Source organism: Mycobacterium sp. RTGN6 (assembly GCF_033804605.1).
In the GTDB taxonomy this organism is placed as follows: Bacteria; Actinomycetota; Actinomycetes; order Mycobacteriales; family Mycobacteriaceae; genus Mycobacterium.
Window position 1 is genome coordinate 410885 of record NZ_JAPZKZ010000004.1, and the last position, 14074, is coordinate 424958.

At 68.4% G+C, this 14074-nt stretch carries 18 protein-coding genes; 12 read left to right on the forward strand and 6 right to left on the reverse strand.

Going from position 1 to position 14074, the window contains the following annotated elements; genetic code table 11:
• The first annotated feature begins 38 nt into the window (after positions 1-38).
• Positions 39-557 (forward strand): hypothetical protein, encoded by a 519-nt coding sequence (locus SLQ33_RS12830; RefSeq protein WP_319454212.1) that lies wholly within the window; start codon positions 39-41, stop codon positions 555-557.
• Positions 558-637: 80 nt separating this feature from the next.
• On the opposite strand, the gene SLQ33_RS12835 is transcribed toward SLQ33_RS12830, so the two are convergent.
• Positions 638-1462, reverse strand: a complete 825-nt coding sequence (locus SLQ33_RS12835; protein ID WP_319454213.1) for an AraC family transcriptional regulator — start codon at positions 1460-1462, stop codon at positions 638-640.
• Positions 1463-1558: 96 nt separating this feature from the next.
• Between SLQ33_RS12835 and SLQ33_RS12840 the strand changes: the two genes are divergently transcribed.
• Positions 1559-1960: an SRPBCC family protein gene (locus SLQ33_RS12840; RefSeq protein ID WP_319454214.1), complete on the forward strand. Its 402-nt coding sequence runs from the start codon at positions 1559-1561 to the stop codon at positions 1958-1960.
• Here SLQ33_RS12840 and SLQ33_RS12845 read toward each other — a convergent pair.
• On the reverse strand, positions 1947-2516 hold the full coding sequence (locus tag SLQ33_RS12845) for a TetR/AcrR family transcriptional regulator (RefSeq protein WP_319454215.1): 570 nt from the start codon (positions 2514-2516) through the stop codon (positions 1947-1949). The genes SLQ33_RS12840 and SLQ33_RS12845 overlap by 14 nt on opposite strands.
• Positions 2517-2581: 65 nt before the next feature.
• Here SLQ33_RS12845 and SLQ33_RS12850 point away from each other — a divergent pair, with 65 nt between their 5' ends.
• Complete coding sequence (locus tag SLQ33_RS12850) at positions 2582-3607, forward strand: zinc-dependent alcohol dehydrogenase (RefSeq protein ID WP_319454216.1); 1026 nt, start codon at positions 2582-2584, stop codon at positions 3605-3607.
• Positions 3608-3623: 16 nt separating this feature from the next.
• Positions 3624-5243 carry a CocE/NonD family hydrolase gene (locus SLQ33_RS12855; protein ID WP_319454217.1) on the forward strand — a complete coding sequence of 540 codons (1620 nt, stop codon included), beginning with the start codon at positions 3624-3626 and terminating at the stop codon, positions 5241-5243.
• Here SLQ33_RS12855 and SLQ33_RS12860 read toward each other — a convergent pair.
• On the reverse strand, positions 5240-5875 hold the full coding sequence (locus SLQ33_RS12860; RefSeq protein WP_319454218.1) for a LysE family transporter: 636 nt from the start codon (positions 5873-5875) through the stop codon (positions 5240-5242). The two genes, SLQ33_RS12855 and SLQ33_RS12860, sit on opposite strands and share 4 nt — an antisense overlap.
• 43 nt (positions 5876-5918) lie before the next feature.
• Complete coding sequence (locus tag SLQ33_RS12865; protein ID WP_319454219.1) at positions 5919-6341, reverse strand: nitroreductase family deazaflavin-dependent oxidoreductase; 423 nt, start codon at positions 6339-6341, stop codon at positions 5919-5921.
• Between the two features lie 64 nt (positions 6342-6405).
• On the opposite strand from SLQ33_RS12865, the gene hisD reads away from it, so the two are divergent.
• From hisD to hisI, 8 genes are read left to right on the forward strand one after another with little or no spacing between them, the layout of a single operon-like run.
• Positions 6406-7722, forward strand: coding sequence for a histidinol dehydrogenase (hisD, locus tag SLQ33_RS12870; protein WP_319454368.1), 1317 nt, complete (start codon positions 6406-6408; stop codon positions 7720-7722).
• Positions 7719-8861 (forward strand): histidinol-phosphate transaminase, encoded by a 1143-nt coding sequence (locus SLQ33_RS12875; RefSeq protein WP_319454220.1) that lies wholly within the window; start codon positions 7719-7721, stop codon positions 8859-8861. The genes hisD and SLQ33_RS12875 overlap by 4 nt, the downstream gene beginning before the upstream one ends.
• The gene (gene hisB / locus SLQ33_RS12880; protein ID WP_319454369.1) at positions 8855-9466 is read left to right on the forward strand and encodes an imidazoleglycerol-phosphate dehydratase HisB; all 612 of its coding nucleotides are present in this window, start codon (positions 8855-8857) and stop codon (positions 9464-9466) included. Before SLQ33_RS12875 ends, hisB begins: the two co-directional genes overlap by 7 nt.
• Positions 9463-10083, forward strand: a complete 621-nt coding sequence (gene hisH, locus SLQ33_RS12885; RefSeq protein WP_319454221.1) for an imidazole glycerol phosphate synthase subunit HisH — start codon at positions 9463-9465, stop codon at positions 10081-10083. Before hisB ends, hisH begins: the two co-directional genes overlap by 4 nt.
• On the forward strand, positions 10084-10827 hold the full coding sequence (priA, locus tag SLQ33_RS12890) for a bifunctional 1-(5-phosphoribosyl)-5-((5-phosphoribosylamino)methylideneamino)imidazole-4-carboxamide isomerase/phosphoribosylanthranilate isomerase PriA (protein ID WP_319454222.1): 744 nt from the start codon (positions 10084-10086) through the stop codon (positions 10825-10827).
• A 6-nt stretch (positions 10828-10833) separates the two neighbouring features.
• Complete coding sequence (locus SLQ33_RS12895; protein ID WP_319454223.1) at positions 10834-11652, forward strand: inositol monophosphatase family protein; 819 nt, start codon at positions 10834-10836, stop codon at positions 11650-11652.
• Positions 11649-12455, forward strand: coding sequence for an imidazole glycerol phosphate synthase subunit HisF (gene hisF, locus SLQ33_RS12900; protein ID WP_319454224.1), 807 nt, complete (start codon positions 11649-11651; stop codon positions 12453-12455). The genes SLQ33_RS12895 and hisF overlap by 4 nt, the downstream gene beginning before the upstream one ends.
• Complete coding sequence (gene hisI, locus SLQ33_RS12905; protein ID WP_319454225.1) at positions 12448-12801, forward strand: phosphoribosyl-AMP cyclohydrolase; 354 nt, start codon at positions 12448-12450, stop codon at positions 12799-12801. Before hisF ends, hisI begins: the two co-directional genes overlap by 8 nt.
• On the opposite strand, the gene SLQ33_RS12910 is transcribed toward hisI, so the two are convergent.
• Both SLQ33_RS12910 and SLQ33_RS12915 read right to left on the reverse strand, forming a co-directional pair.
• Entirely contained in the window at positions 12798-13592 is a 795-nt protein-coding gene (locus SLQ33_RS12910; protein ID WP_319454226.1) for an ABC transporter ATP-binding protein, read from the reverse strand. The two genes, hisI and SLQ33_RS12910, sit on opposite strands and share 4 nt — an antisense overlap.
• Complete coding sequence (locus tag SLQ33_RS12915; protein WP_319454227.1) at positions 13589-14053, reverse strand: peroxiredoxin; 465 nt, start codon at positions 14051-14053, stop codon at positions 13589-13591. The genes SLQ33_RS12910 and SLQ33_RS12915 overlap by 4 nt, the downstream gene beginning before the upstream one ends.
• Positions 14054-14074: the final 21 nt, after the last annotated feature.

Consider the following 14074-nt stretch of genomic DNA (forward strand, 5'->3'; position numbering starts at 1 on the left):
CTCAGGGTCCTGTTTGCTCGGACGGCTAGTATCGCGCCATGCCTTCGAGTGAAACCACCGCGACCAGCCATGCCGATTCGCGAAAGCGAGTCGGAGTCGTACCGGTGCTTGCCCTCATCGTCGCGCTTGGCGCACTCGGGCTAGCGGGCTGGACGGCGTTCCGTCCCGCACCTGCACCCGCCGCCGCTACGACGTACAGCAGCGCGCAGCAGGCTGACGCCAAGGCGGCTATATGCGCTGCCACCGACCTCGTGCGCAGGGGCATTTCCCTGAACACGAACCTTCAGAGCCCGGGCGGTGAGGCCGACGTGACCGGGTCCATGGCGGTGGCGGCGAACGCCCGCCTGTCGTTGTCCGCCGGCGGGCAGTACCTCGCGGACCGGCTGGCCCCAGCGACGCCCGCGCCGCTTGCCGACGACGCGCGGAAGTTCGCCAATACGCTGATGGACATCGGTGCGGCCTCGATCGCGGGCGCCTTGAATACCGATCCCGAGCAGGCCACCCGGCTACACGATGCGGACGCGCTCAATACCAAGATCGCGGAAGCCTGCAAGTAGGGCTTGCGGCGACGCTGCCCTCGCTATGCATGGGCGAGCTGGCGTCATGCGGAATACGAACCGCCGCAAGCCGATCGCGCTCACCGTCGGGCCTCGCCGAACGCGAACAGGGCACGGCGGAGCGCGGTCGGCGTGGAACTTACGTGCTCGCGCATCGTGCGGCTGAAGTGCGCCTGGTCGGCGAAGCCCAGCGAGGCGGCGATGTCGGCCAGTGTGGCCTCGTCACGCTCCAGCCGGTCGAGCGCGTGCCCGACCCGGACGCGGTTGCGGTACCTGGTCAGGGACACACCTAGCTCCCTTGGGAACGCCCGGCTCAACCGATACGGGGAAGCACCAAGCACCGCGGCGAGCGGGAACAGCCCGTGCGCTGCCGGGTGATCGTCGTGGATCGCCGCGCGTGCCCGCTCCACAAGTCGCCGGTCAGCGGGCGCGGGCGGGTCGGCCATCGGCATCCGCCGATCCACCGCGCCACGCAGCGCCGCCGCCACCAGGCGTAGCAGATCCTCGGCGAGCAGGTAGTCGACATCGCTATTCCCCGCGGCCAGCAGCCGGCGGTGCGCGAGCTCCAACCGGGCGTCGACGTATATCGCTGAGCGGTGCACCCGACCCGGTTCGCCGACCAGCTGCCACCAGGATGCGGCGGATAGCTGCACCGAGGTGCACACGTCGCCGCCGTGCGGATGTGCGAACTGCTCTTCCTCGCCTGGCACGCCGAAGTACCCGACCGTCGGGTCGAGATCCACCGGACCGTCGGCCCCGCGCCGCCGAAACCGCCCCGTGCGCACCAGGACCAGCCGTGCTTCGGCCGGGCGCTCGATCTGCGACCAGCCCGAACAGTCGGCCTGACAGGTCCAGGCGCGAAGGGTGAACTCCCGACGAGCCGCGAGGGTAACCGCTGACACCACGGTGCGAAGGCTAGCCCGCTGGTCCGACAATCCCACAGGCGAAACTCCTGCAAGCATCTTCAAGACCCGGTGTCTCCGCGACGTGAGACTGGGTACATGGCATCAATACGCATCGAGTTCGTGATCGACGCCAACGCGGCGCAAGTATGGCGGGTGATCCGTGACTGGGCGGACGGCCCGGTCGGAATGGCCCGCGGCTACGTGGCCTCGTCCCACGCCGAGGGCAACATCCGCGTGGTGACGTTCGCGAACGGCACGATCGCTAGGGAGCAGCTGGTCGCCTGCGATGACGACGCGCGTCGGATCGTCTACTCGATGGTCGGTGACACCGTGCGACCCGAGCACGACAACGCCGCGATGCAGATCGTCCCGGACGGCGCGGACCGTTGCCGATTCGTCTGGTCCCGCGACGCGCTGCCCGACGATCTGGCCGAGCCCCTCCGCATGGCCATGGAGGAGGCCAGCGCGATCATCAGGCGCACGCTCAGCGAGGGCTAAGCAGTGTGCGCGCAGCGACTTTCGCAGCGTCCAGCGCCGCACGATCACCGGCGATCCGCGAGAGGATCAGCGCGCCCTCGATCAGGGCGATGATCGCGCGTGCCGTCTGCGTCGCCGCATCCGTCGACCATCCGTCCGCAATGAGCCGCTCGGCGACGGCGGTGCACCAGCCGTCGAACGCGCGCACGGACGCGGCCCGCACCACCGGGCTGGCGTTCACGGACTCACTCGCGATCGGTTCGATGGGACATCCGTCACGGTGGTCACCCTGGAGGCCGTCCGCCAGCATGTCGATCCAGCGGCCCACGATCTCCGCGGGGCTGGCGTCGGTCGCGAGGAACGTACGCAACAGGCGCGTGATGCCACCGCCGACGCCGTCGACGACGGCGGCCGCCAGTTGGGCCTTGCCGTCAGGGAAGTGGTGGTAGAGCGACCCGGCCTTGACGTCGGCCGCCTCGAGGATCTGGTTTACACCGGTCGCGGCGTACCCCTGGCGACGGAATAGGAGACCCGCACTCTCGACGAGTGCGGCGCGACTGCGGTCGGGGCGTGGCATCCCTTGACAATACTAGAAAGGTCGCTCAAGAATACGGGAAACGGTCACCCGAAGGGACGAAAACGATGCGACAACTGATGCTCGACGGTGCCGACGCCTGCTCGTGGCGCGACGTCCCCGACCCCACGATCACCGCGACCGGTCAGGCGCTGGTGCGACCGCTCGCGGTGGCGTGCTGCGACCTCGACGTGTGGGTGTCGCAGGGTGGACTCCCGATGCCGCCCGGCCACGCGCTCGGCCACGAAGGCATCGGAGAGGTCGTGGAAGTCGGCAGCGAGGTGGCGTCGGTACGCGTCGGTGACAAGGTCATCGTGCCGTTCCAGATCAACTGCGGAAGCTGCGCGGCGTGCCGCCGCGGTGTCACCGGCTCGTGCGCCTCGCTGCCGCTCATGGCGATGTACGGGATGGCCCCCTTGGCAGGACTGGACGGTGGTGGGTTCATGGCCGACTTGGTCATGGTGCCCTTTGCGGACGCGATGCTGATCTCGCTTCCATCCGGCGTCGACCCCGTGGCCATCGCCTCGATGTCGGACAACATCCCCGATGGCTGGCGCGCGGTCGGCCCGTACGCCAGGGAACTCGCCGGGCTCGACGCCGCCGACCGACGCGTGCTCGTCATGGGCCGGCTCTCCATCGGGCTCTACGCGGCCGCGTTCGGCGTCGCGCTCGGCGCAGCCGTCGACTACGTCGACACCGACCCGAACCGGCTGGCCGCTGCAGAGAAGCTGGGCGCCGTCGTCCACGACCGGGCCAAGCCCGACAAGGGCTGGGCCCCCTACCCGGTGACCGTGCACACCACGGCAGATCCGGCGATGCTCGCGGCGACGTTGCGGGCGACCTGGCCCGACGGGGTCTGCACCGACACCGGGATCTACTACCAGGCCGTCGAAATGCCGCTGCTCCCGATGTACACCAGAGGGGTGCGATTCGTCACGGGCCGGGTGAACGCGCGTGCGGTGATTCCGGAGATCATCGAATTGCTCGCCAGTACAAATGATCTCGCACCCGTCGTCGAACGGGTCGTGGCGTGGGACGACGCGGCGGACGTGTGGCCGACGATGACCGGCAAGACGGTGTTCACCCGCGGCTAGGCCTTAACGTGGTGCGGTGAACCTGATCAGCCACCTCGTCGAACGTGTACTCAAGGCGCCGCCGCCGCTCACCCGCGATGTCGTCGTGCAGCGGGATCTTCGGGTGCCGATGCCCGACGGGACCGAACTGCTGGCGGACCGGTGGGCGCCGCGCGCCGGGGGCGAGTCATCGTCCACCGCGCTGCCCACCGCGTTGTATCGATCGCCGTACGGCCGTCGGGGATTGTTCGGCCTGACCATGGGCCGGGTGATGGCCGAACGCGGATTCCAGGTGCTGATCCAGAGCACCCGCGGCACGTTCGGGTCGGGCGGCATCTTCGACCCGATGCGGCAGGAGCGCGAGGACGGCCTGGCGACGTTGGACTGGGTGGTGAAGCAGCCGTGGTTCGGCGATTCGATGGTGCTGATCGGCGGGAGCTACCTCGGCTACGTGCAGTGGGCGGTGGCCGACAGTCTGCCGCCGCAGGTCAAGGCGATGGTTACCCAGGTGACCGAGTCCGCATTGACGCTTGAGTTTCTGCGCAAGGACGGCCTGTCCCTGGAGACGCCGTTTTCGTGGGGCATCATGATGGCCGGTCAGGAACGTCGCGGGGCGATTCTGCGGCAACTCGTTTCCGGTCGCAAGAACGCCCGGGCGTTGTACGAGCTTCCGCTGGGGCAGGCCGACGTGGCCGCCGCCGGGCACCGCGTCGACTACGTCCAGGACATCCTCGCCAACGACGCGGACTCCCCACGTTGGGCGGGCTTCGACCAGAGCCACCGGGTGGCGAAGGTGACCGTGCCGGTCCTCTCGATCGGGGGATGGTACGACATCTTCCTGCCCGGCCAGCTTCGCGACTTTCGGGCCCTGCAGGACGCGGGTCGCACGGCGCGCCTGACGGTCGGGCCGTGGACGCACATGGCCCTAGACCCGGTACCGCTGCAGGAGTCCATCGAGTTCGGCCTCGCCTACGGACGCGGTGAGCAGCCGCCACCTCGGGCACCGGTGCGCCTGTACGTGATGGGTGAGGACGCGTGGCGCGACTTCGAATCCTGGCCGCCGCCAGGCTATTCGGCACAACACTTCTACCTGCAGGCCGACGGAGTGTTGTCTTCGCAGCTGCCGGGCGAATCCGAGCCCGACGAATACCGCTATGACCCGGCTGACCCCACCCCCGCCGTCGGCGGGGTGATCATGCGTGCCGGCGCCCGTGGCAGCGTCGACAACACCAAGTTGGAGGCCCGGCAGGATGTGTTGACCTACACCAGCGCCGTATTGGACAACGACGTCGAAGTCATCGGCGACGTCAGCGCCGAGATCTGGTTCCGCTCGAGCCGCCCCAACGCCGACGTGTTCGTCCGGCTCTGTGACGTCCACCCCGGCGGTCGCTCATACAACGTCTGCGACGGCCTCGTCAGCCTGGCCGGTGCTGACGAAATCGCCTGCGCCTCCGTGCGGTTGTGGTCGACGGCGTACCGCTTCAAGCGCGGCCACCGCATCAGGGTCCAGGTCTCCAGCGGCGCGTTTCCGCGCTACGCGCGCAACCCTGGCACCGGCGAATCGCACGCCACGGCGACCGTCCTTCGCGCCGCCGATCAGACGATCTACCACGACGGCACGCGTCCGTCGGCGGTGATACTGCCGACGAAGTCCTAGGCGGTCGCGGCGCGGCGCACCAACGACAGCACAACGGCGGCCGTTGCGAACAGGCCCGAGAAGACGCGGTTGACCACCGTCTGTTGCCGCGGGGTGTGCATCCACCGCATCAGCCGCACCGAGAGCCCGGTGTACAGCCCCATCACCACCAAGTCGACGGCAACCATGGTCACGCCGATCGCCAGATACTGGGGAAGCAGCGGCGCCGTGGGCACCACGAATTGGGGCAGTACCGCGAGGAAGAACACCAGGCCCTTCGGGTTGGTGGCGTTGACCAGGAAGCCGCGTACGACCAGCGCAGCTCGGCCGCCGTCGGTCGAGGTGTCCAGCTGTTCCCGGAGGTCCCGCGTCGCCGTGCGCCATTGCCGTACGGCGAGGTAGAGCAGATAGGCGACGCCCACCCACTTGATGATGTTGAAGGCGACGATCGATCCGGTGACCACGGCGCCGAGTCCCAGGGCGACCAGCGCGAGTTGCAGCATCAGCCCGATCTCGAGACCGAGGATGCTCCAGTAGCCGCGGCGCACGCCGTGGGTGAGTCCGGTCGCCATCGACTGGATCGCGCCCGCGCCAGGGGAGACGGCGATCAAGATCGCCGCGCCGATGAACGCCAACCACAACTCCCAGGCCATCACCGCAGTGTCGCAGTTGGCCGGCCGTCAGATCAAACGGGTTTCACGCTATGTCGGCGACGAAGGTGCCCTGCCGCTTCGCGAGCATCTGGACGACCCGCGGCAGCGTGGCGTCGACCGTGCCTGCGGGCAGCACCCGGGGATTGACCAGATGCAGGTCCTTGCGCCCGACGTGGATGTCGGCCTCGCCGGCGGCCAGCACGTTCTTGACCCAGTTGGTCTTCCCGTGCATCAGCCCGATCGCCAGCACGTCGTCCTTGCGGTACGCGGTGACGATGGTCTCGAAGTCCTTGCCAGAGGTGCGGCCGCGGTGCTTGACCACGGCGACGCCGGGCATCCGCTTCGACAGTGGCCGGACCAGCGGGTTGATGTACTTGATCTGCACTCGCTCCAGCCACACCGGCATCAGCATGGGTACGCCGGGGGCGTTGTTGGGGTGGTCCTTCTTCGAAGGTGACGCGGACATGACGGCTCCCGTATTCGATTTGTACTGCTCTGGGACAATAGTCAACGTGAAGGACTCTTCCGTGTTGATGTCCCGCATCGATCTGCGGGGTCAGCAGCTGTCGACCGCAGGCCTGCGGGCCGTGTTGCCACGTGGCGGGGTCGACGTGGATTCAGTGGTCCCCAAGGTGCGTCCCATCGTCGACGCGATCGTCGAGCGGGGTGCCGTCGCGGCGTTGGACTACGGCCAGACGTTCGACGGAGTGCGGCCGGACACCGTCCGCGTGCCTGCCTCACGACTGGCTGCGGCGCTCGCCGAACTCGAGCCCGCCGTGCGCACGGCGCTGGAAGTGGCGATCGAGCGCACCCGCGTCGTCCACGCCGACCAACGCCGCACCGACACCACCACGACGCTGGCGCCCGGCGCGACGGTCACCGAGCGGTGGGTGCCCGTCGAGCGGGTCGGCCTGTACGTGCCCGGCGGCAACGCGGTCTACCCGTCGAGCGTGATCATGAACGTCGTGCCCGCCCAGACCGCCGGGGTGGACTCGTTGGTGATCGCCAGCCCGCCTCAGGCGGAGTTCGGTGGCCTGCCACACCCGACCATCCTGGCGGCCGCGGCGCTGTTGGGCGTCGACGAGGTCTGGGCCGTGGGTGGCGCTCAGGCGGTGGCGCTGCTGGCCTACGGCGGCACCGATACCGACGGCGCGGAGCTGGCGCCCGTCGACATGATCACCGGCCCCGGCAACATCTACGTCACTGCCGCCAAGCGGATCTGCCGCTCGCAGGTCGGCATCGACGCCGAAGCGGGGCCCACCGAGATCGCGATCCTCGCCGACAACTCTGCCGACCCGGTACACATCGCCGCGGATCTGATCAGCCAGGCCGAACACGACGAGCTGGCGGCCAGTGTGCTCGTCACCGACAGCACGAAGCTGGCCGACGCCACCGACCGGGAACTCGCGAACCAGCTGGAGACCACCGTGCACCGCGAACGCGTAACCGCGGCGCTGACGGGCAAGCAATCGGCCATCGTGCTCGTCGACGACATCGACGCAGGCGTGCGTACCGTCAACGCCTACGCCGCCGAACATCTGGAGATCCAGACTGTCGACGCGCGCGAGGTGTCCAGCCAAATCCGTTCGGCCGGTGCCATATTCGTTGGGGCTTATTCACCGGTCAGCCTCGGCGACTACTGCGCGGGATCCAATCACGTGCTGCCAACCGCGGGTTGTGCGCGGCACTCAAGCGGCTTGTCGGTGCAGACGTTCCTCAAGGGCATCCACGTCGTCGACTACGACGAGGCGGCGCTGAAGGACGTGTCCGGGTACGTGATCACGCTGTCGCAGGCCGAGAACCTGCCCGCGCACGGCGAGGCGGTCCGGCGGAGGTTCGAGCGATGAGGAGCACGCGCAAGATCTCTCTGGAAGACCTGCCGCTGCGCGAGAACCTTCGTGGCAAGTCGCCGTACGGTGCGCCTCAGCTCTCGGTTCCGGTGCGGCTCAACACCAACGAGAACCCGCACCCGCCCACGCAGGCGCTCGTCGACGACGTCGCGGCCTCCGTGCGCGACGCCGCCTCCGACTTGCACCGATACCCCGACCGCGACGTGGTGCAGCTGCGAGCGGACCTGGCGGCCTACCTCACCGGGCAGACAGGTGTGTCCCTGACAACCGAGAACCTCTGGGCGGCAAACGGTTCCAACGAGATCCTGCAACAGCTGCTCCAGGCCTTCGGAGGGCCGGGACGCAGCGCCATCGGGTTCGTGCCGTCGTACTCGATGCACCCGATCATCTCCGACGGCACGCAAACCGACTGGCTGGAGGCCGCCAGGGCCGACGACTTCGGCCTCGACGTCGACGTCGCGGTCGCCGCGATCGCCGATCGGCGGCCGGACGTGGTGTTCCTCGCCAGTCCCAACAACCCGTCGGGTCAAAGTGTCTCGCTCGACGACCTGCGGCGCCTGCTCGACGTTGCGCCCGGCATCGTGATCGTCGACGAGGCCTACGGCGAGTTCTCGTCCCAGCCCAGCGCGGTGCGTCTGCTGTCCGACTTCCCGGCGAAGCTCGTCGTCACCCGCACCATGAGCAAGGCGTTCGCGTTCGCCGGCGGTCGGCTCGGATACCTGGCGGCCGATCCCGCCGTCATCGACGCGCTGCTGCTCGTTCGGCTGCCGTACCACCTGTCCTGCCTCACCCAGGCTGCCGCCCGCGCCGCGCTGCGCCACTCCGTCGACACCCTCGGCAGCGTGGCACTGCTGATCGCCGAACGCGAGCGAGTCACGAAGGCGTTGACCGACATGGGGTTCCGCGTCATTCCGAGTGACGCCAACTTCGTGCTTTTTGGCGACTTCGCCGACGCGCCCGCGTCGTGGCAGCGCTACCTCGACGAGGGCGTGCTGATCCGCGACGTCGGCATCCCCGGATTCCTGCGTGCCACCACCGGTCTGGCCGAGGAGAACGACACCTTGCTCGACGTCAGTTCCCGGTTGTCCGACACCGAACTCGTCTCAGCCCAAGAGAGCCTCCGAGGAGCATCGTGACCCGCCGCGCCCGCGTAGAACGCAAGACCAAGGAATCCGACATCGTCGTCGAAATCGACCTCGATGGCACCGGAAAGACCGACATCAGCACCGGCATTCCGTTCTACGACCACATGCTGAACTCGCTTGGCAGCCACGCCAGCTTCGACCTGACGGTGCACGCCAAGGGCGACGTCGAGATCGAGGGGCACCACACCATCGAGGACACCGCGATCGTGCTCGGCCAGGCGCTGGGCGAGGCGCTCGGCGACAAGAAGGGCATCCGGCGGTTCGGCGACGCGTTCATTCCGATGGACGAGACGCTTGCCCATGCGGCCGTCGACGTCTCCGGGCGCCCGTACTGCGTGCACACCGGCGAGCCGGATCACATGCTGCACAGCACCATTGCGGGCAGCGAGGTGCCGTACCACACCGTGATCAACCGGCACGTGTTCGAGTCGCTGGCCATGAATGCCCGCATCGCGCTACACGTGCGCACGCTCTACGGCCGGGATCCGCACCACATCACCGAGGCTCAGTACAAGGCCGTGGCCAGGGCGCTGCGGCAGGCCGTGGAACCCGACCCGCGGGTGACGGGCGTGCCGTCCACCAAAGGCACCCTGTGACCGTGAAGTCCCTGGTTGTCCTCGACTACGGCTCGGGCAACCTCCGGTCGGCTCAACGCGCCTTGGAGCGGGTCGGCGCGCAGGTCGAGGTGACCGCCGACCCACGCGCGGCCGCCGCTGCCGACGGACTCGTCGTACCAGGGGTCGGCGCGTACGCGGCGTGCATGTCGGGGCTGCGCGGCATCGACGGTGAGCGGATCATCGCGGACCGGTTGGCCGCCGGCCGGCCGGTGCTCGGAATCTGCGTCGGCATGCAGATCCTGTTCAGCCGCGGGGTGGAGTTCGGGGTGGAGACCGTCGGGTGTGGCCAATGGCCAGGCTCCGTAGTGCATTTGGACGCGCCGATCATCCCGCACATGGGGTGGAACGTCGTGGACGCCGGTGCGGGCAGCAGGCTGTTCAAGGGCATCGACACGGGCACCCGGTTCTACTTCGTGCATTCCTACGCCGCGCAGCGCTGGGAGGGCGACGACGATGCGGTGCTGACCTGGGCCACCCACCACGTGCCGTTCCTGGCGGCAGTCGAGAACGGTCCGCTGTCGGCCACGCAATTTCATCCGGAGAAGAGCGGCGACGCGGGTGCGGCGCTGCTCAGCAATTGGGTCGAGGGGCTCTGAGTGACTAACGTTCCATTGATTCTGCTGCCCGCCGTCGACGTCGTCGAGGGCAAGGCGGTGCGCCTGGTACAGGGTGTCGCAGGCAGCGAAACCGATTACGGCTCAGCGCTGGACGCTGCTCTGACTTGGCAGCGCGACGGCGCCGAGTGGATACATTTGGTCGACCTCGACGCCGCGTTCGGGCGGGGCTCGAACCTCCAACTGCTCGCCGAGGTCATCGGCAAGTTGGACGTCAAGGTCGAACTGTCCGGAGGAATTCGCGACGACGACTCGCTGGCGGCGGCGCTGGCCACCGGTTGTGCGCGGGTCAACCTTGGCACCGCCGCACTGGAGAACCCGCAATGGTGTGGCCGCATGATCGCCGCGCACGGCGAGAAGGTGGCCGTTGGCCTCGACGTCAAGATCGTCGACGGTTCGCATCGGCTGCGCGGCCGTGGTTGGGAGACCGACGGCGGCGAGCTGTGGCCGGTGCTGAAACGGCTCAACAGCGAGGGCTGTTCACGTTTCGTCGTCACCGACGTCACCAAGGACGGCACGCTGAACGGGCCCAATCTGGAGCTGCTCGCCCGCGTCGCCGAACACACCGCTGCTCCCATCATCGCTTCCGGCGGAGTATCGAGTCTCGATGATCTGCGGGCCATCGCTACCCTGGCCGGTCACGGCGTCGAGGGCGCCATCGTTGGCAAGGCGCTCTACGCGGGACGCTTCACGCTGCCCGAGGCGCTCGCCGCGGTGAGTCGGTAGGGCCCGATGGCATTGGACGAAGTCCAGCTCGACGCCTTGGTGGCCGAGGCCGCCGCGATCCTCGACGACGCGGCCAAGCCGTTCGTCGCAGGCCACCGCGCGCAATCGGCAGTCGCGAAGTTGGGCAACGACTTCGCGACCGAGGTCGACCTCGCGATCGAACGTCAAGTGGTCGAGGCGCTGGAGGCCGCGACCGGCATCGGAGTGCACGGCGAGGAGTTCGGCGGCGCGCCGCTCGATTCGCACCTGGTGTGGGTGCTCGACCCCATCGACGGCACCATCAACTACGCGGCCGGGCTACCGACGGCCGCGATTCTGCTCGGCCTGCTGCGCGACGGGGAGCCGGTCGCCGGGCTCACTTGGCTGCCGTTCGCCGACCAACGTTATTCAGCCGTGGTGGGAGAACCGTTGTACGCCAACGGTATCGCTCAGCCGCCGTTGGCGGTCACCAAGCTGTCCGCCTCGCTCGTTGGCATTGGGACGTTCAACGTCGAATCGCGCGGCGAGTTTCCCGGCCGCTACCGGCTGGCCACCCTGGAACGGCTGAGCCGCACCTCGTCTCGCGCCAGGATGCACGGGGCCACCGGACTCGACATCGCCTACACCGCGGCCGGCGCGCTCGGCGGCGCGATCAGCTTCGGCCACCACGTCTGGGACCACGCGGCGGGCGTCGCGCTGGTGCGGGCGGCGGGCGGCATCGTCACCGACCTGTCCGGAGCGCCGTGGACGCCGTCGTCGCGGTCGGCGCTGGCCGCCGCGCCGGGTGTGCACGCGGAGCTTCTCGATTTGGTTGCGTCCTGCGGGGCTCCGGAGGACTACCGATGAACCACCACGAAGGGCTCGCGGTCCGGGTCATTCCGTGCCTCGACGTCGACGACGGCCGGGTGGTCAAGGGCGTCAACTTTGAAAACCTCAGGGATGCAGGCGATCCCGTTGAACTTGCCGCGGCCTATGACGCGGAGGGCGCCGACGAGCTGACATTCTTGGACGTCACCGCGTCGTCCTCGGGACGGACCACGATGCTGGACGTGGTGCGCCGCACCGCCGAGCAGGTGTTCATCCCGCTTACCGTCGGCGGCGGCGTGCGCTCGGTCGCCGACGTCGACACGCTGCTGCGGGCCGGGGCCGACAAGGTCTCGGTCAACACCGCGGCCATCGCGCGACCCGAGTTGCTCGCCGAGCTCTCCCGGCAGTTCGGCTCGCAGTGCATCGTGCTCTCGGTCGACGCCCGCACCGTTCCGGAGGGTTCCGAGCCGACCCCTTCGGGGTGGGAGGTCACCACCCACGGTGGCCGGCGCGGGACCGGGATCGACGCGGTGGAGTGGGCCAGGCGTGGCGCCGAACTCGGCATCGGCGAGATCCTGCTCAACTCGATGGACGCCGATGGCACCAAGGCGGGCTTCGACCTGGCCATGTTGCGTGCCGTACGCGCGGCCGTCAGTGTTCCCGTCATCGCCAGTGGCGGGGCCGGAAAGGTGGACCACTTCGCGCCCGCGGTCGAGGCCGGAGCCGATGCAGTGTTGGCGGCCAGCGTGTTTCACTTCCGCGAGCTCACGATCGGACAGGTGAAGGCGGCGATGGCCGAAGCGGGCATCGTGGTGCGAACGGCGGTGGACCACCATGACTAGCGGGTTGGATCCCTCGATCGCGACGCGGCTCAAGCGCGACGCGAACGGCTTGTTCGTCGCCGTCGCGCAGGAGCGGACCACCGGCCAGGTGCTGATGGTGGCGTGGATGGACGACGAGGCGCTGGCGCGCACCCTGGCCACCCGCAAGGGCACCTACTACTCGCGCTCGCGTGGTGAGTACTGGGTCAAGGGTGAGACGTCGGGCCACACCCAGTACGTGCACTCGGTTCGGCTGGACTGCGACGGCGACACCGTGCTGCTGGAGGTCGACCAGGTGGGCGCGGCGTGCCACACCGGCGATCACACGTGCTTCGATGCCGATCTGCTGTTTGGGCCACCGGACTAGACGATCCGGGTGGCCTTGGCCCGCGCCGTCCAGCGGCCTTCGTGGAAACCGACCTGGACGGGGTGGGCGAACGCCGACGTCACGTTCTCGGTGGTGACGACGTCCCTTGCGGTCCCCGAGGCCACCGTGCGACCGTCCGCGATGAGGATCGCGTGGGTCGTGGTCGTCGGGAGTTCTTCGAGGTGGTGGGTGACCAGGATCGACGCCACGTCGGGATGCGTGTCGTCTAGGCCGTCCATGGTCTCGAGCAACTGTTCGCGGGCGGCCACGTCCAGCCCGGTAGTGGGCTCGTCGAGCAGCAGCAGCCGAGGTTCGGCGATCAGCGCCCGGGCGATGAGCGAGCGTCCACGCTCACCTTGTGACAACGTCGGCCACAGTGCCTCTGCCCGGTGCGACAGCCCGATCGAGGCGATGATCGCGTCGGCGCGGTCGAGGTCGTTCTGGCTCGGCGTCCAACGCATCGGGATGTCGATCGTCGCGGTGATGCCGGTCAGCACGACTTCACGCACCGTCAGCGAATACTGAAGCCGGTGGCGGGGATTGACGTGCCCGATCGAGTGCCGCAGCGTGGCGAGGTCCACCCGGCCCATCTGCTGACCGAGCACCCGCACGGTGCCCGACGTCGGAAACGTCACGGCGGCACAGAAACCCAGCAGCGTGCTCTTGCCCGCGCCGTTGGGACCCAGCAGCGCCCAGTGCTCGCCGGCGTGGACAGTGAGCGATATCCCGTCGATGATCTGCTTGCCGTCGCGGCGGAACGTCACATCCTCGAGTTCGAGAACCGGCGTCATGCGGACCGACGCTGGCGCAGCACCTCCAACGCCTTGTCGGCGTGGGTGTCCATGCTCAACTCGCTGGCGATGACCTCGAGCACGGTGCGGTCGGTGTCGATGACGAACGTGGTCCGCTTGACCGGTATGAGCTTGCCCAGCAGCCCGCGCTTGACGCCGAACTGCGTGGCCACGGAACCGCCGGCGTCCGAAAGCAGTGGATAGTCGAAGTTCTGCTGTTCGGCGAACTCGGCCTGCTTGGCCACCGCGTCCATCGAGATGCCGACACGGCTGGCTCCAACGGAAGCGAATTCGGAGGCCAGATCGCGGAAGTGACAGGCTTCCTTGGTGCAGCCTGTCGTCATCGCCGCGGGGTAGAAGAAGAGCACGATCGGGCCGTCGGCGAGCAGGCTGGTCAGGCTGCGCGCAGTGCCGGTCTGATCGGGCAGTTCGAACTCGCCGACCTTGTCACCAGATTTCATGATCGTCACGCTACGCCGCAG